Source organism: Thermoplasmata archaeon, from assembly GCA_038851035.1.
Classification (GTDB): domain Archaea; phylum Thermoplasmatota; class DTKX01; order VGTL01; family VGTL01; genus JAWCLH01.
In genome coordinates this window covers 12,358-33,252 of sequence record JAWCLH010000009.1, presented here as the reverse complement: position 1 = coordinate 33,252, position 20,895 = coordinate 12,358, and the positions used below count along the sequence as shown (strand labels likewise).

The 20,895-nt window shown below is 61.0% G+C and carries 15 protein-coding genes and 1 tRNA gene; 4 read left to right on the top strand and 12 right to left on the bottom strand.

Translation table 11 applies throughout. The annotated features are described in order from the left end of the window. Positions 1-3: 3 nt before the first annotated feature. From QW379_04360 to mvk, 7 genes are all read right to left on the bottom strand, one after another. Positions 4-3,957 (bottom strand): S8 family serine peptidase, encoded by a 3,954-nt coding sequence (locus QW379_04360; GenBank protein MEM2869638.1) that lies wholly within the window; start codon positions 3,955-3,957, stop codon positions 4-6. Positions 3,958-4,002: 45 nt separating this feature from the next. Then, the gene (locus QW379_04355) at positions 4,003-7,197 is read right to left on the bottom strand and encodes a PKD domain-containing protein (protein ID MEM2869637.1); all 3,195 of its coding nucleotides are present in this window, start codon (positions 7,195-7,197) and stop codon (positions 4,003-4,005) included. A 157-nt stretch (positions 7,198-7,354) separates the two neighbouring features. Beyond that, entirely contained in the window at positions 7,355-7,747 is a 393-nt protein-coding gene (locus QW379_04350; GenBank protein MEM2869636.1) for a DUF126 domain-containing protein, read from the bottom strand. Positions 7,748-7,800: 53 nt separating this feature from the next. Next, entirely contained in the window at positions 7,801-8,571 is a 771-nt protein-coding gene (locus QW379_04345; GenBank protein MEM2869635.1) for an HAD-IB family hydrolase, read from the bottom strand. After that, positions 8,568-9,755 (bottom strand): aconitase X catalytic domain-containing protein, encoded by a 1,188-nt coding sequence (locus QW379_04340; GenBank protein ID MEM2869634.1) that lies wholly within the window; start codon positions 9,753-9,755, stop codon positions 8,568-8,570. The genes QW379_04345 and QW379_04340 overlap by 4 nt, the downstream gene beginning before the upstream one ends. A 28-nt stretch (positions 9,756-9,783) precedes the next feature. After that, positions 9,784-11,094: a UbiD family decarboxylase gene (locus QW379_04335; GenBank protein ID MEM2869633.1), complete on the bottom strand. Its 1,311-nt coding sequence runs from the start codon at positions 11,092-11,094 to the stop codon at positions 9,784-9,786. Between the two features lie 12 nt (positions 11,095-11,106). Beyond that, positions 11,107-12,084, bottom strand: a complete 978-nt coding sequence (gene mvk, locus QW379_04330) for a mevalonate kinase (protein ID MEM2869632.1) — start codon at positions 12,082-12,084, stop codon at positions 11,107-11,109. Positions 12,085-12,237: 153 nt separating this feature from the next. Between mvk and QW379_04325 the strand changes: the two genes are divergently transcribed. The 3 genes from QW379_04325 (at position 12,238) to QW379_04315 (ending at position 14,171) form a co-directional block, all read left to right on the top strand. Continuing rightward, positions 12,238-12,315 (top strand) — tRNA-Met (locus tag QW379_04325). A 384-nt stretch (positions 12,316-12,699) separates the two neighbouring features. Continuing rightward, entirely contained in the window at positions 12,700-12,942 is a 243-nt protein-coding gene (locus QW379_04320) for a hypothetical protein (GenBank protein ID MEM2869631.1), read from the top strand. Between the two features lie 584 nt (positions 12,943-13,526). Next, a complete protein-coding gene (locus QW379_04315) occupies positions 13,527-14,171 on the top strand; it encodes a hypothetical protein (protein MEM2869630.1) in 645 nt (214 codons plus the stop codon). A 24-nt stretch (positions 14,172-14,195) separates the two neighbouring features. Here QW379_04315 and QW379_04310 read toward each other — a convergent pair whose 3' ends face one another. The 5 genes from QW379_04310 to purS form a co-directional block, all read right to left on the bottom strand. Further along, the gene (locus tag QW379_04310; GenBank protein MEM2869629.1) at positions 14,196-15,278 is read right to left on the bottom strand and encodes a DegT/DnrJ/EryC1/StrS aminotransferase family protein; all 1,083 of its coding nucleotides are present in this window, start codon (positions 15,276-15,278) and stop codon (positions 14,196-14,198) included. A gap of 74 nt (positions 15,279-15,352) precedes the next feature. Further along, entirely contained in the window at positions 15,353-15,763 is a 411-nt protein-coding gene (locus QW379_04305) for a hypothetical protein (protein MEM2869628.1), read from the bottom strand. Between the two features lie 3 nt (positions 15,764-15,766). Then, positions 15,767-16,072: a hypothetical protein gene (locus QW379_04300; GenBank protein ID MEM2869627.1), complete on the bottom strand. Its 306-nt coding sequence runs from the start codon at positions 16,070-16,072 to the stop codon at positions 15,767-15,769. A 75-nt stretch (positions 16,073-16,147) separates the two neighbouring features. Then, positions 16,148-18,496 (bottom strand): phosphoribosylformylglycinamidine synthase subunit PurL, encoded by a 2,349-nt coding sequence (purL, locus tag QW379_04295; GenBank protein MEM2869626.1) that lies wholly within the window; start codon positions 18,494-18,496, stop codon positions 16,148-16,150. 6 nt (positions 18,497-18,502) lie between these two features. After that, a complete protein-coding gene (purS, locus tag QW379_04290) occupies positions 18,503-18,751 on the bottom strand; it encodes a phosphoribosylformylglycinamidine synthase subunit PurS (GenBank protein MEM2869625.1) in 249 nt (82 codons plus the stop codon). 270 nt (positions 18,752-19,021) lie between these two features. Between purS and QW379_04285 the strand changes: the two genes are divergently transcribed. After that, the gene (locus QW379_04285) at positions 19,022-20,863 is read left to right on the top strand and encodes a pyruvate/oxaloacetate carboxyltransferase (GenBank protein ID MEM2869624.1); all 1,842 of its coding nucleotides are present in this window, start codon (positions 19,022-19,024) and stop codon (positions 20,861-20,863) included. Positions 20,864-20,895: the final 32 nt, after the last annotated feature.

Here is a 20,895-nt window from a genome sequence, read left to right as displayed (position 1 = left end):
CCATCAATCCCACCTTCTTCTCCGCAGCCGCATGAATAGCGCCGCCGAGCACACAAGCAGGGAGAATAATGCAGCAAGAGCCAGAGCGGCCACGAGGCCAATTGACGAGCGCTCCGTTGAAATCGTGGGTTCCGGCGTAGGAGCGGGCGGCTCCGGTGAGGGCGGCAGCGGCGAGGGCGGCTTCGGGGCCCCGGGCGCGGTGATGGGAGTGGCATGGAGCAGAACGACGGTTTCGCACGCGATACGCCCGTCTCCCGAGGAGATTGCCCGGACTGGAATCGCGATGAGCGAGCTCCCCCGGCTGGCGGGAGTGGTCATCGACAGAATAACATCCGCGCTCTCGCCAGGCTGGAGCTCGAGCTCTGCAGGGCTCAGCGAGGCTTTCCAGCCCTCCGGAAGGGCCCCGGGCAGCGAGAGGCGTATCAGGTCGGGGCCGGTGCCCGTGTTGGTCACTATCAGGACGAAATCCACTCCACTCCCGCTCTCAACCGTCCTCTCCCTTTCCACAGCATCGCACCAGACACAGTAGCGCTGGAGGATGGCGAGGGTAATATTCACCGAGCGCGCCATGGAGGCATCCGAGCGTGGCGCGACCCGCACAGCGATTCCCACCTCCCCCGGCGGATGGGATGCCGTCAGACTGACCCTGACGAGCACGATCGCGCTCCCGCCGGGCCGAAGGCGGGCGATGGGAGGCTCCGTGCGTGCGGACAGACCGGGAGGTGCGAGGGCATCGGTATCGAACTCCTCCTCAAAGTTACCGGTGTTGCTCAGCCTCGCGGCGAGCGTGGCGACCTCGCCCGCGCGGACGCTCACGATTCCCTTGACCACTTCGACTTCTAGTCCCGCCCGGGGCCGGACCATCGTTGTTATGGTGAGGGACGAGCGAATGCCCGCCGCGTCAACCGCCGATACCTCGACCGTGCAGCATTGCCCCGCTAGGCTCCAAGGCGGCGAGGAGACTGTCAGGGCGATGTCGGTCCACCCGCCAGCCTCGAGCTCTGCGGAGCGGGGGAAGAGGGAGGCCCTCCAGCCCCTTGTAGGGCCCGATGCGAAAAGGTTGAACTGGTCAGGTCCGTTGCCGGTGTTCTCCAGACGCAGGATATATAGCGTGGAGGCTCCGGGGTCTACTAAGCCCTCCCAGCGCTCCGCCGTCAGATTGAGGCCGAAGAGATGGTTGACCACGACCGTGATCTGGACCGAGGCCGTGTGGCTCGAGTTGCCAGTGGAGGTGCAGCGAACCCACAGGGAGCAGCTCTCGAGTGCCCCGGCCCAGGTGGGGGGTGCAACGGTCAGCCACACCTGGCGGGTCTCGCATCGAGGAACAACCACGCTGGTATCGCTTAGCTTCGCTGTCCAGCCATTAAGGACCTGACCCTCCAGCGATATGGAATAGGTGTCGGCAGTGTTGCCGGTGTTGACGACACCCACTTCTAAAAGCGCCTCTTCCCCAGGGTCGACAGCGATTCTCTCTGCGCCCGTCTCAAGGCGCACTCCATAGCCCCTGACGAAGAGCTCCACCGAGAGGCTGTTGTTGTCCTCCGAGCGCTCGGGAATGTCATCGAAGGGGTCGGCCTCGATGGCGACAATCCACAGACCTCTCGTTGCGGTCCAGCTGGCGCTGACGGGGGCCGTCTCGCCGGGCCTGAGCCCTCCAAGCCCTCCATCGATGGTGGCCGCCTCTGGTCCCCCCGCGCCCCCGACCGTGAAGCGATACCTGAGCCCCGGAAGGGCCACTGGGCCGGCGTTGAAGAGCTCGGCGCTGAGCAGTATCGTTTCCCCCTCCTCCGGCTCCGCGGGAGAGGCGGAGAGGTTCAGGACCGAGAGGTCCGTCGTCTCGGGGAAGACGTGAACGAATTTGCCCGAAATCACGAGAGCGTAGTCCTGGGCGCCGGATGGCACGTTCGCCCCGCTGACCCTGACTCCCCACCAGCCCTCCGCAGGGGACGCGATTCTTACCTGCTCGATGTTGTTCACGTTATCGCTCCCGTTGCCCGGGACGGAGAAGCCGCCTGCGAAAGAATTGCCCATGTAGGTGGTTCCATCGGGCGCGGAGACAATCAAATTTAAATCGTTGACGAGTGCAAAATTCGCGTTAACGGTCCCCGGGACGTCGCTCCAAACAAGCGTTACCCTGAGTTCGCTCCCGCCAACCACCCTGAACTGGTAGTCCCTGCTCTCGCCCGTGGCGAGCTTGTGCTGCTGGTCCTCCACCCAGATTTTGCGGGCTGTGGTATTGAGGAGGGCGCGGGAGAGGTTGAGCCTCCCCCAGCCCTGCTCCGGGCCCGGCCAGGAGTAGTCTGCGAGTGGCTCGGCGCCGTTTATCAGAACCGCTTTGACCATCGCAGGGCTCGGGAGGAGACCGCGGGTGACACAGAAATGCTCGCAAACAACGACGGCAGCGCCCGCGACCACCGGGCAGGCCATGCTCGTCCCGGAGGCCGTTATGTAGGACGACGAAGCGTTGGAACTGGTAGAGACGACAGAAACTCCGGGCGCGACGAGGTCCGGTTTGATTCTTCCGTCGTCGCAGTGCCCCCTTGCGCTGAAGGACGCCACCGTCGTGCCGTTGACCTTGTCCGTTGCGCCGACCGCGATGACGTTTTTAGCGGTCGCGGGCGGCTGGACGGTCCCGTTGCCGGGGCCGTCGTTTCCGGCGGAGAAAACTATGCAAAGGGACTGATTCCCCTCGCGGTCGGGGTCGGAATCCCTCACACTCCTGTCGTAGATTACGTCCCGGCTATCGTAATCGCCGTGGTCAGCGCCCGAGGAACCCCAGCTGTTGCTCTGCACAAGCGCGCTGCCGCGTGATGCGTCCCTGCAGTAGGTCGCGTAGGCTCCGGCGCCTGAGAAGGAGCGGGCCTGACCCACGAGCTGCGCTCCCGGCGCCATTCCTCCGTAGTAGCCAGCAGTCCCCGAGTGGCCCGGCCTGTAGGCCCCGCTCCCGAGCACTGTGCCGGAGACGTGCGTTCCGTGCCAGCCAGTGTCGGTCCAGTTCTCCGAACCGGTGTAGCTGAAGAAGAGCTTCTTCCTTCCCTCGAACGCGGGGTGGGTTCCGTCGACGCCCGTGTCGCAGACGGCGACCGTCATGTTGCCGCCCGTGTAGCCCTCGAAGCCTCCGTATGAGGAGTTGTAGCTCCACAGGCACGAGTCGCTACTGAAGTTGTATGGGCCGTCAGTAGGGGAACGAATGGAGGTTATCAGCGACGTTTTATAGTTATGTGGAGCGTCCGGCCGGAGCTCCTCGACCCACTGAACGTCTGGTAACCGCGCAATTTGAATGGAGAGGATATCTGGAGCGCGTATGAAAACCGCGGGGCCCTCCACGCCCACCACCTCCGCTCCCAGCGACTCGAGCTCGCGTGCGAGCCGGCCGGGGAGCGAGTCTGAAAAGGCAAGCACGCTCAGGGTCCGGAGCCTTCCGTCCGGAGCCAGCTCCGGATGGAGCCTGTAGGCGGGATGAAACGGTCCCACGAACCTGATATGCGGGTGCGTTCTCAGCCCGTCCGCGACGGAGGGCGGAGCGCGCACCACGAACGCAAAATCGGGAAGATAAGCCAGCACCCCACACCGCCCCTCAAGCCAGGCAACCCAGTCCTGCCTTACAGGTCCGTCAAATTGGACGATAAAGCACCCGTCCTCACCGCTCGATTTCAGGTTCCCGGGAATGAACGTCTCATCCTTCAGAGGGTCGAACTCGCCGGCGCGAAGCCGGAGCGGGATCGCGCGACATGTCCGAGCGCTGCCTCTCTCCATCACTTTGACCTCATCCGGTGGGTTGTCATCGCGGGCGCCAGACAAGGGGCTGCGGGCGGGGTTAAGAGCGGGTTTAAAAGTAATTGCCTGGAGCATTGGAGACCACGCGATGGTGCCTGCGAGGAGGACCACCATGCTCATCACGGTCCTTACCCGCGGAGCTGCCTGCCTGCGCCGTGTCCTGACCATCGCAGGGCTCATGGTCCAATGATGGCTCCGGTTGATAAAAAGATTGTGCAGTTCCCTCTACTCGGGGCCGCGCCTGCTCCAGACCTTCTGCTGGTATGGGTCGGGGGCGTAGCTCAGCCTCTCTTCAGGAAGCGCTGGGGGCGGCGTCAGCCCGGCCCCGCCGCTCTCGTATCCCTCTACCTCTCCCCCAGCAGGTGCGGCTGGCTCGGCCTCGGGCGGCGGGGGGCCCTCGTAGGACTCGATCGGCTCGGCCTCGAGAATCGCCTCCGTCTCACCCTCCCTGCCCCTGCGCAGGAAAAATATCGTAATGGTCGCGGCGATGATGAGGACGATAATAATCGCGGGCCAGAACAGTTCCACCTTGCCCTCCTGCCCAATTGCGGGTCTGGACCTGACCTCGAGCGTCCAGCCGTAGAGAGCCTCAGCTTCGCCGTCGCTGACCCTGACAAGGATTTTGTATACCCCCTTTTTCTCGGGCGTGAAGGCCATCGAGCTGTCGTTGTCTCTCTGGGGGACGTCGTTTACGAACCACTCGTAGAAAAGCCTGTCCCCATCAGGATCCGACATCGCTACGGAGAACAGCTGGCCGACGCCTGTGTAGCACACAGTCCTCTCCGCCGGCGAGTACGATACAACCACAGGGGGCCTATTCAGGACCCTGACCTCAAGCTCGACTGATGCCTTTGCGCCGAAGTTGTCGGTCACGGTAAAGACGACGGTGTAGTTTCCCTTCTTTCTATAAGTATGGGTCTGGGCGCTCCCGCTCGCGGTTGTTCCGTCACCGAAGTCCCACTCATAAGCCACTATCGTCCCGTCAGGGTCAATTGTGGTTCCGGCGGGCACGGAGAACCTGAAAACGGTCGAGGTGTTCCCGGTGAGCGGGTAGACCTGTGCGTCAACGACGGGCGGCCTGTTCTCCACGCGCACGCAGGCTGTGGCGCACCCTGATTCCATTCCATCGTCGTCCCGGACCCTGACCGTGGCGTTGTACTCGCCGGGCGCGGTGTAGGTATGGTTGACGGAGGAATGCTTTATCCACCCGGATGAGTTTCCGTCGCCGAAGTCAAAGAGCCACGCGACGATGTCGCCATCCTCGTCCCTCGACCTAGACGCCGAGAACAGTACTTCGGAGTTCAGGCCGGTCTGAGATGGTCTGGCCTCCAGATGGGCGGTGGGGGTCTTTCCTGAGATGACCGCCGTCACGTAGGAGGGTTCGCTCGTCTCCTCTCCATCGCTCACCTCCAGCCTGAAGGTGTAGCAGCCGATAGTGAACGGCACGAAGGAGAGGAAGGGCTGGTCGGTGACCGCGGGCATGGCGGGTGGACCCGAGGACTGAGTCCATAGGTAGCTCAGGGGGTCTCCGTCCTCGTCGGAGGCGGTCGCTGTGAAGGTTACGAGCTGCCTCTTGAAGCCCGTTTGGTTGGGTCCGGCGTCGCACCTCGGCGGCCTGTTCGGGACGGTTATCGTTACGGTCGCGGGTTGGCTTTCGGCGAAGCCGTCGCTCACGACCAGAGAGAACACATAGGCTCCAGACTTGGTGGGGATGAAGGAGGCCCTCTGGCTTTCTGGATTGTTGAGGGCCGTCGCGGGCCCCGAGACCCTACTCCATTTATATGTCACCGGGTCTCCATCGAGATCCACCGCGCTCCCATTGAGAACAACCTCTGTCCTTTTATAGGCCTGCCTGTCCTCGCCCGGGAACGCCCTTGGCTTACTGTTTACCGTATACTCCAGAACCACTGCCCCCAGCTCAGGCGTCTTTGTCCTGTCGGAGGAGGCGTGGAGGGTGGCATTCCACTGGACGAAGCGCCCTTGGTGGACCGGCCGGCTCCCGTTTCCAATGTCCGTGAAGGATGAGCTGTTCACATTCGTTTGACTCGACCGGAACCGGAGAGTTATGCTCGTCCCCAGAGGAATCTCTCCGTACCATGTAATTCTATTGAGGCTGTGGAAATCGGGGCCGGTGTCGAACGGAAGGCTCTGGATGGTTCCCTGGGGGACGTACCTGAGCTCCAGATGACCGTATCTAAAGGCCCATGTGTCTGAGAACTCGTCCTGCCCGCTGCCAGTGCCGCCCCCATACAGAATAACCTGATGGTTGGCAGTGTCGTACACGCAGGCGTGCCGGAATCGGCCCGCGGCTGGGAGGTTTGCGTTCGAGGCCCACGCGTTTGCAGAAGGGTCGTAGGTCAGTGTCTCGTTAGAGTTTGTGCCCTGCGCCCCAACCTTGCCACCAATGACCGTCATTACACCTAAGTCGGAATTCCAGCAGGCGGAGTGGCCGTAGCGCGCCGAGGACGCGCTCGCTAGCTGCGTCCAGCGCATCTGCGTATAGTTGAAGGCCCAAAGGTCAGAGAGGGGGCCGTTGTTGTAGCCGCCGAAAACCAGCATCCGACTGCCGTTGGTGTCCCAGACCGCGGTGTGGTAAGCGCGTGCCGAAGGAGTTACCCCACCGGGGTTCAGCTGGGCCCAGGAATTGGTGCTCATATTGAACGCCCAGAGGTCCCCGTAGGGGGCGCCGCTTATCGTCTCCAAACCCCCGAAAATAATCATCACGCCGTCCACGGGGTCCCAGACCGCGGAGTGGTGAAAGCGAGTGGGCCCGTCCGCGAGCCGGCTCCACCCCTGTATTGACGGGTACCAGGCCCAGGTTTGGTTGTAGTAGGCATTGCCCCACATGCTCAGGTAGTACCCGCCGTGGGTGATGAAGCAGCCGTCCGCGCCGTCCCAGACACCGACGTTGCCCGCCGGGAGTTTGGCATTCCCACGATTAGTCCAGGTGTTGCTCACCGGAGAATAAGTATAAAGTGGCTGGAACCAGCTTGCGTCCTGCATGCCCGAGACGAAGTAGTAGCCTCCGTGGATGATCATCTGGTTGTTGGCATCGTCCCAGGCGGCGGAGAAGTCCTCCCTCTCCGCCCCGTCGCCGAGGCGGGCTCGCTGGCTCCAACTCTCGCCCACGCTCTCAAGAACCTGAGAGAGATTCGCCCTACCCGCCGATATTACCACCCTGTCTATCGTGTAGGAGGAGGGAGCGAGCATCTCCCAGGCTACGCTTCGGGAGTGGGGGCCCTCGCCCGAGACCTCAGGGTCCGCCCTCTCCATGGCGCCACCCTCGAGGCTGGACGCAGGTGGCATAGAGGGCTCCACCTTACCTCCGGAGCATGCGCCTTCCCCCTCTCCTATCAATGTGGGCATGGGAATGGGGGTGGTGAGCAGAATAAGAGCCACAAACCACAGGGGCCTCGTCAACGTCCTCCCTCCAGACAGATGCTCATTCGCTAACACGATATATTTACCTTTTTGAGCGATTTACCTTTTTGAGCGCGTTTTTGAGCGGTCCGGATGGAGCGACAAAAACCCGGCGGGTGTTGGGGCGACCCTTTGTGGAGACATGGCCGGTGGAGCCTCAGAGAATCTCCACCGTTCCGGTGTCGGCGTCTACCCTGACCCTGTCACCGGTTCTTATGTTCTCCACCGGTACTCTGTCGACACATGGCAGACCCGCGAGTATCACGCCCGTCGCTACTATCGTCTCCGTCTCGGCGTTAATAATTGCGGCGGGGGCGACCCCGTTGGCGGCCAGGCCATAGATGACATATGAGCCAACCGTGGATCCCTTGCCCTTCGGGAATACCAGAATTTTTCCTTTGACGCTCTTCCCCTCGAGCTCGTGCCCCTTCTCAATGAATACCCCCGTCTTCGGGTCCACTCCCCCATAGAAGCCGATGGGCTCCTTCGAAACTAGTGCCTCCCCCTCGGCCTTTCCCGGACTTATCGTCCTCCCCTGAAAGCGCGCCACTGCCCTCACCCCTTGCTCTATTTCTGTAACAGCTCCACCTCCATTGTTGACGGCTACAGTCTTCCCCCGCTCAGCCCGGCTCCCTCGCGCCCCTCCTCTACTCTCTTTAAGAGCTCTCCAACCCTCGCCACCACCTCCTCTCCATGGGCGAGAATCGTCCAGCCATTTCTTAAGGCTGTCGCCCTGAGGCCGGGAGCGGGGTTGAGGGCCACGGGCCACCCGACCCTTTCGAGAAATGAGATATCCTCTTCAGTGTCCCCGAACCCGAAGGAGTTCGCCTCATCAATTCCGTCCAGCTCAACGATTTGTTCATAAACGGGGCGCTTCGTCTCGCCCAGAATCATGTTCCTCAGGACCCTGCCCGTGTAGCGGCCACCCCCGACCTCCAGCTCCGTCCCGAAGGCCGCCTCCATGCCTAGTCTGCGCGCCATCGGAAGGACGGTCTCCACCGGCGAGCCGCTGAGGGCCACTCCCGGCCTCCCGCTATCCGCCATCAGGGCAACGAGGGGCATGGAGTAGTCGTACACCTCCTTCATTCGCCCAGCCACGAAGCTCTCTGCTACTAGCTTCACGTCGCTCACTCTCCGGCCCCTCAGCCCCTCCGCGTAGAGGCTGGGGAGCGCTTCCGCAACCTTTCTGTACAGGAGCCTGCCCGTGCGGTGGTCTTCCCTCATCTCCCTAATTTTCCTGTGAATCTCCGGGTCGAAAAGCCCGGCGGAGAGGAGATGGTCGGGGAAGTCGAGAATCATGTGGCCCCTGATGAGCGTGCCGTCCAGGTCAAAGAATGCGGCGGCCCTCCCCGCGCGGCTGCAGTCTGGAATCACTTCATCGCCGCCTCGACGAGCTCTTCCAGCGTCCCGAACATCACGGCCTGCTTGCAGTGGCCGGGGAGATAGGTCGCAGCCTTTCCGGAGCAGACCCCAGTCACTCTGAAGCCCATCTCCTCAATGGGCGCCACGACCATGCAAGTGTCAGCGACGACCTTTCCCCCAGCCTTCTCGATGGTCGAGACATAGCCAATTCTCTCGGCGGCACTCCTCATCAGCCGGGAAGTGCAGACCCAGAGCGGCTTCTTGAGACGCCTTCCGCTGACGAGCCGGGCGACCTCAGCGATTTCTTTGAGCGAGGCGTGGGGGCAGCCCACGACCACAAGGTCGGGCTCTTTCGAGGGGCCGAGTTTCGCATAGGTATCCCTGAGCTCTCTCTCGCCGAAGTCGATGGCCTCCAAGCCCTCCCTCCTCACCGCACCGGCCTCTGGCGTCATCCCCTCGACATGGTAGAGCGCCACAGCGCCTGATGCCGCCATGGCAGCTCCGAGCGCCTTTAGCTCGTCCACGCCGGCCCACTTAATCCCCGTGAAGAATGGAATTCTGTCCTTAACGATTTTACCGACATAGCAGCCCAGCGCCCCAAAGTCCGAGCCTGTTCTCAGCTCCGCGCTGACCCTCACATGGTAGTGCGGTTGTCGGTTCTCCTCGCGGTGGAGGCCGTAGTCCGGCGTGACCCCACATATCGCCGCCGCGAGGGCCGAGGGTCCCCCCTCGCGATTGGTCCGGGCGCCGATCACGGAGTTGGCGAACGAAACCGCCGATGACTCCGACCAGGCGATGTGCTCGCCGAACCGAGGGAGCATGCCGATGAGGTAGGGCGTGCAGGAAGCGCTCGTCACGATACCCATTGACTCGAATGCCCGCATGATTCTGAGCTGCTGCTCGGCGAACGCGGGCGGGAAACCCAGCTCCCGCCACTGCTCAATGTCCATTCCCGCCGGGTTGAGGAAAGTGGGCACCACGACCCTCGCCCCCAGCCTCGCGTAGTCCTCGAGGAAGTCCCTCCCAGGGTCTCCAATAGACTTGTAGGACACCCCAGCGACTTGAACGGACCCGACAGGAATCATTCTCTCGGCTCCGTATATCTCTCCGAGCCTGACCAGCAGGCGCAGGCATCGCTGGGGGACCTCGCCCCTCTCTCCCCTCAGAACAGCCTCTTCTTCTTTGGTAAGCTGCACACACCCACCTCCTTATCGCCCCCGCGCCTCAACCCTCCAGATAGTCCTCTAGCCTCAGCTTCATCGGCAGCGGGGGCCTTCTGAATTCCTTCCGCGGGCCCTTTTTCGACGGGTCCTCGCTCGGTATCGTCATGTCAAACCCTATCTTGGTCGTCATCTGGGTCTCCATGTCTGAGGATGGGTCGAGGGACGAGCCCTTATCCTCGAACATCTTGATTCCCTTCTTGCCCTGGAAGCGCGTCGCCATTGCCCACTCGACATCGTGAGGGTTGTGGATGTCGATATCGTCATCCACGATGAAGACGTGCTTCATCGACCTATGGCCCCTGAACGCGGCGTCTATTGCCTTCATTCCGTCATCAGGATTCTTCTTGTGAATAGACACAACCCCATGGAGCCATGAAGCTCCACCGGGCGTGATGAGCACGTCCTTCACCTCACAGACCTTCGCAACCTCACGGTAGATCGTCGGCTCCCTGGGCATTCCCATCAGCACCTTGTGCTCCAGCCCTCCGGGCAGGAGCGCATGGAATATGGGGTCCTTCCTGACGAATATGTGCCTCACTCTTGCGACCCTCTGTTTTCTGACAATGTCCACGGTCTCCGTCAGGTCAACGAACGGGCCCTCGTCGTGCATCTCGCCCGTGAACTCCATTATAATGACTATCTCTGAGCCGGGGACCGTGTGCCCGCCCACGCGGTAGAGCCTCGTCTCGGAGAGGGCGTTCGCGATCGCCATCTCGTCGACATTTATCGGCGCCGATATCGCTGCGCCCACGAGCACCGGAATGGAGTTGCCTATGCAGAAGGCGAACTCCCTCAGCCCCCTTTTAATATAGGCGTCGAAATCCCTCTGCAGAATTCTCAGAACGAGTTTGTCCTTTACCAGCTCCCCGTTTTCCCTGAACATCATTGCCCTATGGTAGGATGCGTTTAGGCCGTACTCCGGGTCGCGTGCAATCGCGATGCCAGAGGCGATGTAGGGCCCGCCGTCGAAAGGATAGTAGGTCAGAATCGGGAGGCGGGTGAGGTCTGTCCCGATGTCCGTGTAGTCGGTCGTGTTCTCGACCGCGGGGGGCTTTGGATGGTCTATCGCCTCCGCCAGCCGCGTTATCAGCTCCTCGCGCCGGATCCCGAGCCCCAAACAGACCAGCTCTCTCGTGGCGCAGATGTTCGAGACCACTGGCATCTTGTGTCCTTTCACTCTCTCGAAATAGAGCGGCCTTCCATCGAGCATTTTTATCAATGTCGCGGCTTCGTAGACCGTGTCGACCTCCCTCTTTATCCGCGTAAGCATTCCCTTACTTTCGAGCAGTTTCAGAAACTCCCTCAGCTCCATTTCCAACCCTCCTCAGCACCCGATTCTAGTCCTGAGCGCCGTGAACCCGGCATTCTCGATGGCTCTGGCCACCCTCTCCTGCAGGTCCACGCCCGGCGTGAGAGCGACCATGAGGCCTCCCCTTCCGGTTCCGGTCAGTTTGGCCCCCGGAGCGCCCGCCCGAATTGCAAGCTCCACAAGCCTCTCTAGCTCCTCGCATGAAACCCCGAGCTCCCTCAGGAGCTCGTGGTTGCGCGTCATCAGCGTCCCGACCCTCCCGACGTCTCCTCTCTCTAGGGCCTCTTTTGCCTCGAGAGCGAGGGCCTCGGCCTCGCTGAATATTCTGGAGAATTTCTCCGGCGCGGCCTCTCGCCTCCTCCTGACCTCCTCGACCACGGCCTTTGTGCTCGAAGTGATGCCCGTGTTCCCGAGCACGATTTCAAGAGGCCTCCTGAGGCGAATCATTTCGATATGGTTGGTCGGTTGCTCCTTCTTAAAGAGGAAGAGGCCCCCGTATGTGGCAGCGGTGTCGTCGATTCCGGAGGGCGTGCCGTGAAAGCCCTTCTCTCCCTCATGGGCCGCCCGGTTGATTTCCTCATCGGTGAGGCCTAGATCGAAAAGGGAGGAGAGGGCGCGCGCGATGGCTGCGCAGGCGGCGGCCGAAGCACCAACGCCGCTGGCGGCCTTTAGGGCTCCACCGAGCGCGAGATTCACGGGGTTCTTTCTGGTGTCTATTCCGAGGTGGGAGAGAATCAGCTCCACCGCCCTCCTCTGCTCGGCCGCCTTCTCCTTTTTGTACCCAGGCGTCTCGGGCCTGTTGTCGTAGAGCGTCCAGCCGTCGCCCTCGAGAACGAAGGTCTCGGGTCCCGCCTCGAGGCCGCCGGCTCCTCGCGCGAGCGTGGCCTCGGCCACTGTGGTGTCGGATATCGCCGAAGCGATGGCCGGAAGGCCGTACACTACGAAGTGCTCTCCGAACAGAATTACTTTACCATACCCGATCCCGCTCGCCACATCGCTCCCTCCGCCAGCCTCGAACGGCGTACGGTTATTATTAAATTTCTATCAGACCAATGTCCCGACGGGCTCATAACCCCTACTCAATCACCGGCTCCGTCCATCAGCAATCCTTTTATCCCGGAGCGTGTTATAAGGGTCTGTCTGAATAGCGGGGTAGGGTAGCCAGGAAATCCCGACGGGCTCATAACCCGTAGATCAGTAGTTCAAATCTACTCCCCGCTACCAAATTCCAGAGTGCGCCCCCGAGCGTAGCGAGGGGGCGCTTGCCCCTCCAAATTATAAACAACCACATCATTTCGATGGCCCTTGAGGCACGAGACAGGCCGGTGCTGGCGTTCCTCCTTCTCTCGACGTTCATCGGTAAATGCCTCTCCAGCATCTCTCCCACCTCGAGTTCTTTAACCCCCTTTATTTCCTCCTTCTTGCTGGAATGTACAGAACTGGCGCGCTCCTGTGGCGAGACGCCGTTGTCCGGTGGGGAATGGGGCTCCCATCGCTCATCCTACTCGGCTGAGCCTAAGGCATAACCGAGGAGGCTCTCACATACGAGAGCCTCTTCCACCCGCGCTGAATTGACATCGGCGTTCCAGGGAGCTATAGCCCGCCGGGATGAACTATGTTAATTCCATCGGGCTGAAGGCATATCACTCAGTTTTCAACATCACCGTGCGGCTCGTGCTGGTCAAGATTCTCTACCCCAAGAGGGTCCAGGAGACCTGGATGAGGAGGAGGGCTCAGGTCCTCCTGTTCTTTATTATTAGCTTCGTTGAGGGGTCGTGGGGGGATGTGCTTTCCTCTCTTCCCACCCTACAGGCTACCGGCGCCGAATTATGTCCCGTTTCTTCTCGCTGACTTGCTTCTTATCGCCCTGTCATGCGTTGTTGCGGGGTTTTCCATCTGATGCGGGTGAGGAGCTTTGGCAAGAGCAGCGTCCGCCGCCCAGAGCCGCAGCTCCATTACGGACAAATTCAGCCCCCTCCCGGATAGCCTTTTCGCATACGGGGCCTTCTGGAGCCTCATCTTTTATTTTACTCTACGCCGGGCCCTATTTCGTCCCCGCGGCCGCTTTTCTGGCGGCGATGGGGGTCTTTCTGGTCTTCTAGGCCCTGCTCCCCGCCGGGGCGCGCCGGGACGCTGACCGGTCGCCATAGGTGCGCTTTGGCAGTTGGCTCGCTCGCTTTCTTCATATTTCTCGGGTTCATCCATGAAGCCGGGCGAGTTGAAGGGCATGTCCGCAGTTTCGGTCTCGGCGTCTGGGTCCTTCTGGATTGTGTGGAGGCGGTCGAAGCACCCCGGGGGCCATAGCCGGTCTGGTTGAGACCGGAAAAAGCCTTTATATCGCCCGACAATGCCGTCCGCGGGGATCCCCCACGCTCAGCACCGAGCTCCTCACACTGATACTGTTCATCCTGTTCGCCATCACCTTTGCGGCCCCGATGGTCCTCAACTGGTACTTTCTTAAGATGATTGTCAGGGCACTAAACGGAACAGAGGGCCCTGTGCTCGGACCCTCAGTGCTTGAGCTGAGAACGCCCACGGGGTTCGAGCTTCTTCTCTACGAGCTCGTCATATTCGTACCTATGGTGCTGATGGCTCTCCTCGGCCAGACCATCGACCTACCTGGTAGCATCCTCATAGGACTCGTGCTCAGCGGCTTCGTGGGAATGTACATGGCGATGGTCGTCGGTCTCGAGGTAACTATGTACATCTGCCTCTGCACGGCGGTCGGCGGCCTTCTTGCGCTCGGGGGACTGGCGGAGGCAATTCTTTATCATGGGTCCCCGGCGATTTACTTTCTGGCGGTGGTCAGCTTTGTCCTCACCACCGGAGCGGGCTATATCCTCGGCATGGGCCGTGAGAAGGGGGCCTCGTGGGGTGCGGCCGCGGCGGCAGGGTGGGCCCTGAGTCTCGCCATCGGCGTCCTGGGCATGTTCTGCCTGAGGCTAGAGAAATCCGCTGTCACTGTCTTCTCTGTCATTGGATACCAGAGTCTCCTCCTGCTGGGGATATTCGAGGGCTTCCACAGAATGAAAATTCGCTCGCTGCGCCAGCTTCTCAAGGGATCTGGGGCCATGGAGTAGCTCAGGTAGGCCCCCCTCAGCCCATCACTTTCCGATGTAAAATGATGCGATGGTATTCACTATTCTCGCTAGATCCTCCTCGGCGAGCGCCGGATGGACGGGAAGGCTCAGGACCTCCCTGCAGGCGCGCTTGGCATTCGGGGTGGGACGGGTGGCGAAGGGCCTGAGGGGTGGGTTGTCGGTCACCGGCCTCGGATAGTAGACCCCGCTCTTTATTCCATTTTTTTCAAGATAATCCTTGAGGGCGTCCCTCAGCCGCGCCCGGATGGTATACTGGTGGTAGACATGGGTCAGCCCTTCCGGGACGTGGGGGGTAACGACGCCCTGGATGCCCTGGAGGCCCCGGTCGAGCACGGAGGCATTGGCCCTCCTCTTTGCGTTGAAGCCCTCGAGTTTCTTCAGCTGCTCGATGCCGATGGCGGCGGAGATGTCGTTCATCCTGAAATTGTAGCCGATGACGACGTGCTCGTAGCGGCTCTTCTGTCCGTGGTCCCTCAGTAGCCTTATCTTCGACGCAAGCTCATCGTCGTTGGTGGTCACCATGCCCCCCTCGCCCGTGGTCATGTTCTTTGTCGGATAGAAGCTGAAGCAGGCGCAGCTGCCCAGCGAGCCGACCCTTTTTCCTTTGTAGAGGGCCCCATGGGCTTGGCAGGCGTCTTCGATGACCGGAATTCCTCTTCTCTCAGCCAGCTCGAGAATTTCATCCATATCGGCCGGGAGGCCGAAGAGATGTACGGGTAGGATGGCCTTTGTCCTATCCGTCAGCGCTTTAGAGATATCATTAGGTAAGATATTGAAGGTCCGAGGATCTATGTCGGCGAAGACCGGCCTAGCGCCGCAGAATGTTATCGGGGTGACGGTCCCTATGAACGTGAATGGGGTGGTCACCACCTCAGCCCCGTTTCCTATTCCGTGCGCAAGTAGAGCGAGATGAATCGCTATCGTCCCATTGCCGACGGCGACAGCGTGCTTTGTCCCGATATACGACGCGAAGGCCTTCTCAAACTGCTCCACCCTCTCCCCCTGGGCGAGCTTCCCTGAGCCCATCACCTCCAGCACGGCCCTCTTCTCCTCCTCGCCGAGCAGGGGCTTAGCGATGTTTATCACGCTTGCGCTCTCCGCTCCCTTCCGCTCTTTCCCCGTGCGCCGGGCTTCACTCCCTTTTCTCTCTCCTGTTGCGCTCAAGCAAGCCACCTCGCAACCGCAGACAGGACCAGACCAGCCCCCGTCATGGTCATATTTGAAGCGACAAACGCGTCCCATCGGCCCGCAACGTAGGCGGCGACCCCATTAATCACAAGGCCCATGATGCCCACGCCGGCCCCGAGCACGATGAGAGCCCTCCCTACAATTTTGAAGCCCTTGTAAACCAGCACCCCGCCGAGAATCACCGAGACCCCACCGAGCATGGCGAAGAATATCAGAATATTGAGGACAGTAACCACCGTCTCCTTCATGTCGCTCTCCGCCATGTATGTCTCTACCAGCTCCCGGACGCGCTCGAGCTGTCTCCAGCCGGAGAAGCCGCCGATGACGAGCATCGCCCCCCCCGCCACGGCGAGACCCCCAGCGATTCTGTCCACACCGCTCACCCCTCAATCCTCGTCTATCGAGTACATCAGGTTGTACTGGACCTTCCTCAGCAGCTCCTCCGGTATCGGCTGCTGGCCCCTCTCAACCCTTATATTATTCACCTCGATGCAGAAGGCCTCGAAGTCCCTGTGGCGCATGCGCGCCAGCCACTCGCGGTGGAGGAGCTTCTTGTGCCTGGCCCAGGCTTCCTGGAGACGCCTGCTGTTCCTGTGCGCCGCCCATGCAATATAGAATATGCAGGCGAGGCCGGCGGCCACAATGCCCCAGCCCGTGGCGAGCAGTAACATATCCCATGTGGCGGTATCCATTGTCGACTCAATCACTTTAGAGGAATATTTAACTATCGGGCGTCCGTCGGTTGCTTCCGCTCTAGGGGATTTCCATCAGCCCATGAGACTCCAAAGAGGCCTGCGCCACGCCTCGCTCAACTCTCTCAGAGAAAGCCTGAGCAGCTCCTTCCCTCCCTTCCGGATAACGAGCTCTCCACCCCCGAATTTCCCCAGCCTGCGAAGCCCTAGCCGCTCCAGCCTCCGCTCTACCCTCCTTCTGTTGCTCTCCTTGACCTCCAGGAGCCAGCGCGTCGGGCTCTCCGAGAAAAGGGCGGCTTCTGGGGGCATCGAGGGCAGCCGCGATATATCAACCTGCGCTCCCAGCTCACCCCCGATGCACATCTCGGCCAGCGCTACCGCCATGCCTCCATCAGATACGTCGTGGCACGATTCAAGCAAGCCCTCTTCGATGCAGGATACCAGCGCCCCGACCGCCCTGCGGGTCAGGCGAGGTTCGGTGTCCGGGACCCGGATGCTTTGCCCGCCGAACCTGTAGTAAAGGGCGCTCCCACCCATCTCCGGCTTCGTTTTTCCGAGGAGATAAACGGCGTTCCCGGAGCGTTTTGCGTCAGAGGTAACGCATCTACGAAAGTCCCCGATGATTCCTACTCCGAGAGCCACGGCGGTCGGGGGCACTGAACTCTGGGTAGTCTCGTTGTAGAGACTGACGTTGCCTGAGGGAATTGCCACCCCGGCCCCGGCTGCGGCCTCGCCCATCCCCCTGACCACCTCCCCGAGCTCCCATAGCCTCTCCGGAATCTCAGGGCTCCCGAAGTTCAGGCAGTTGGTCATTGCGAGCGGTCTAGCGCCCACGGCCGCGAGGTTCCGGCACATCTCGTCGATTATCAGTTTTCCGCCCCGGTACGGGTCAATAATCGAGGCGAGCGGGTTCGAGGCGACAGCAATCGCAATGCCCATATAGCTGTCCTCTGCAACCCTAATCACCGAAGCGTCGCCGTGGCCCTCGCTGCCCACCTTTCCCTGTAGCGGCTTGAGAATGGTGTTGCCCCTCACTTCGTGGTCGTATGTGCGGATGACCCAGTCCTTGCAGGCGATATTTGGCTCGGACAAGAGGGCGAGCAGGGCCTCGCCGGGGCTATTATAGCCAGAGGGTCTCCTTTCAGCCGCGCTCCCCGCTGGCCTCCGTGGCCTCCGGACTGGCCTGCAATACTCCGGCCCGGCGGTCAGGAACTCCAGGTCCATCTCGAAGACCTTCACCCCCTGATAGAAAAGTCTGCACACCTTCTCCGGAATGGCTCTCCCAACGACAGTCGCCGGTACGTCCCATTTCCTCGCGATGCGGAGGACCTCGTCCGCGTCCTCCGGCCTGACCGCGAGCATCATCCTCTCCTGCGATTCCGAGACCCATATCTCCCACGGGGCCAACCCCTCCTCTTTCAGTGGTACCCGGTCGAGCTGAATCTCCGCGCCGCAGCCCCCGCTCAGAGCCATCTCTCCCACGACACACGAGAGCCCCCCGCCACCGAGGTCCTTCATCCCCCTCAGCAGCCCCCTCTCGTTTATTTCGAGGCAGGCATGAATCACCGGCTCCTTCATTATCGGGTCGCCGAGCTGAACCGCTCCTCTGGATTCCTGGTCGGTCTTGTCGGTGATGATTTTCGAGGCGAAAGTGACGCCGTGGATGCCGTCACGTCCGGTCCTTCCACCGACGAGGACGAAGAGGTCACCTGGCCCTCCGACGCTGTTCCTGAGAATTCGGTCCCTCCTGACGATGCCCACACAACCGACATTCACGAGGCAGTTCCCGGCGTACCCCTCGTGGAAGAACACGCTCCCGGCCACTGTCGGAATACCGATTCTGTTGCCGTAATCACGGATGCCCGCTACCACCCCCGCAAGAAGGTACTTAGGATGCTTTACACCAGGGGGAACGCTCTCATGGGGCATGTCGAGCCTGCCGAAGAATAGGGGGTCTATCAGGGCGACGGGCTGGGCGCCCATGCAGAGCACGTCCCTCACTATCCCCCCAATTCCTGTTGCCGCGCCGCCGTAGGGCTCGACTGCCGATGGGTGGTTGTGGGACTCGATTCTCAGGGCGCAGGCCCACTCGTCGTCCAGCGCTACCACGCCCGCGTCGCCCCTAGCCAGCACGGCTTCGGAGGTGATAGGGAAAATGTGCTTCCTCAGGAAGGGCTTGGAGCTCTTGTAGCAGCAGTGCTCGGACCAGGCCTGCCCCAGCGACTGGAGTTCCACGTCTGTGGGGTTCCGGCCCTTCGCCACAAAGTAGTCCGCAATCCGCCTCATCTCCTCGAGGCTCAGGCCGACCCCGGTCTCTCGGCTGAGGGCCTCGAGCTCTTCATCAGTGGCGCTCCTGAGGTCAATATCATAAAGGGGGAACGGCAGATCTCTCTTTTTAAAAAGGCGGCCTGGACCACCTTGCATGTGCTCTCACTCTCTTAGTATGTTTATGTGGAAGTTGTGAATCACGGGGTTGACCAAGAGCTTGCGACACATATCTTCCACCCTCGCACGGGCCACGGCCTCGTCCTCCCCCTCGAGAAGAATGACGAACAGCTTTTCTGTCCGGACCTCGCCGACCTCCCTGAAGCCGAGCAACTCTAGGGCCTTCTTCGTGTTCTGGCCCTCCGGATCCGCCACCCCCTTTTTCAAGCTGACGCGAACCTCGGCGCGGAACATCACCACCACGTGTGGTGGATGGAGGTGGATGGACTTAAGCTTTCGTTCCGCTCGCCGGAAGCGAAGGATGGAGTAGAGAGAAGAGGCTCGGAAGAGAGATGGGATGAGCGGAACGTACGGTGGGCATACGGATACTATATAGGATATGTGTGAGCATATAACATGAAATAATTAAATAGAGCATATATAATGCAGGGCTGTCGGGAGGGACCCCGGAGCACCGGTGGCTGCGGCGCGCGCGGGGCCCCGGTCCAGGAAGAGGGTGTCTCCGTGGTGAAGCTTCACGACCAGACGTTCCGCGACGCACACCAGTCGATTCTGGCAACACGCTTGCGGACGGAGGATATGCTGCCCATCGCCCCGAAGATGGACCAGGTCGGCTGGTTCTCGATGGAGGTTTGGGGAGGAGCGACATTTGACGTCCCAATAAGGTTCCTGAACGAGGACCCCTGGGACAGGCTGAGAGCGCTCAAGGAGGCGATGCCGAACACGCCACTTCAGATGCTTGAGAGGGCGATGAACGTTGTTGCCTACCACAACTTCCCGGACGACATAGTCATAAAGTTCATCCAGCTTGCAAAGAAAAATGGCGTGGACTACTTCCGCATCTTCGACGCCCTCAACGACCTGCGCAACATGAAGGTGCCAATAAAGGCCGCTAAAGAGGCCGGTGGCCATGTCCAGGCCTGCCTCTGCTACACGATCTCACCGGTTCACACGGTCGAGAAGTTCGTCAATGACTTCCTCGAGCTTGAGAAAATGGGCGCCGACACACTTTGCATCAAGGACATGGCGGGCATGATATTCCCTGAAGATGCCTACAAAATCATCAAGGGCTACTATGACGCAGGCGGGAAGCGGCCGATGGACCTTCACACCCACATGACATCGGGCATGGGCGCAATGGCAGCCATGCGAGCGATTCAGGCTGGAGCAGAGATAATCGACGTCGCCATATCCCCGCTCAGCGGTGGCACGGGCCAGCTGCCGGCGGAGTCTATCGTGGCGGCCCTGAAGGGAACCCCCTATGACACTGGCTATGACCTGAAGCTACTGATGGAGATAAGGGAATACTTCAAGGAAATATGGAGGAAGTACAGGCACCTCCAGAGAATCGAGGCGATCAGGATCGACCCATCGGTCACGGTGCACCAGATTCCCGGTGGGATGCTCTCCAACCTAGTCGCCCAGCTGGAGCAACAGCAGGCGATGGATAAGTATGAGGAAGTCCTCAGGGAGGTGCCGAGAGTTAAGGAGGAGCTCGGCCACCCGCCCCTGGTGACGCCCACCTCGCAGATTGTGGGCGTTCAGGCGGTCTTCAACGTCCTTTTCGGAAGGTACAAAAAGATTCCTCACGAGACGGTGGAGTATGTCAGGGGGATGTATGGAAGGCCTCCGGCGCCAATCAAGAAGGAGATATACGAGCTCGTGCTGGGCAAGGACTGGAAGAGCAAGCTCGTGGAGTGCAGGCCCGCGGACCTGCTGCCCCCGGAGTTTGAGAAGAGGAAGGCGGAGCTCAAGGAGATGGGCCTCTACCGGAGGGACGAGGACGTCCTGACCTACGCAATATACCCCCAAGTGGGGCTGAAGTTCCTGAAGGGGGAGGCGAAGGCAGAGTTCACATCGAAGGAACTGCCCCTGCCATGGAACCACCCCTTGACCCGGACCTTCGTAAAGTCATTCTTTCCTGAAATCAAGGACCCGAACAAGCTCTGGCTGGAGCTGGAGCCTCCCGAGGCGCGCAGGGTGGCGGCCCAGCCAGCGCTGCCCACGGAGTTCGAGGTCGAGGTGGACGGGGAGCCCTTTGAGGTCAAGGTCACGCCCAAGGGCGGCTTCATTGTTGCGGGCAGTTGCGGGCCGGCCGCCGCCGGGCCGGTGAAGAGGACCCGGGAGAACACGCCCGGCGCAATAACCACGAGCCTCCAGGGAATGATAATTAAGCTCAAGGTGAAGGTCGGGGACCGCGTCAACAAGGGCGACACTGTCGGGATAATCGAAGCTATGAAGATGGAGCAGGAGATTAAGGCCGACGTCGGGGGCACAATCAAAGAGATTTACGTTAAAGAGGGCCAGCAGGTCTCCGTCGGCGACGTAATCATGAGGGCCGAGTGAGGGCGTTGGGAGAAGAGGAGGGCCGGGTGTGA

Coding starts and splice junctions, on each gene's coding strand:
- QW379_04360 (MEM2869638.1), bottom strand. CDS start 3,957: ATGAGCCCTGCGATGGTCAGGACACGGCGCAGGCAGGCAGCTCCGCGG.
- QW379_04335 (MEM2869633.1), bottom strand. CDS start 11,094: ATGGAGCTGAGGGAGTTTCTGAAACTGCTCGAAAGTAAGGGAATGCTT.
- purS (MEM2869625.1), bottom strand. CDS start 18,751: ATGTTCCGCGCCGAGGTTCGCGTCAGCTTGAAAAAGGGGGTGGCGGAT.
- QW379_04300 (MEM2869627.1), bottom strand. CDS start 16,072: ATGGATACCGCCACATGGGATATGTTACTGCTCGCCACGGGCTGGGGC.
- QW379_04315 (MEM2869630.1), top strand. CDS start 13,527: ATGGTCCTCAACTGGTACTTTCTTAAGATGATTGTCAGGGCACTAAAC.
- QW379_04320 (MEM2869631.1), top strand. CDS start 12,700: ATGAACTATGTTAATTCCATCGGGCTGAAGGCATATCACTCAGTTTTC.
- purL (MEM2869626.1), bottom strand. CDS start 18,496: ATGCAAGGTGGTCCAGGCCGCCTTTTTAAAAAGAGAGATCTGCCGTTC.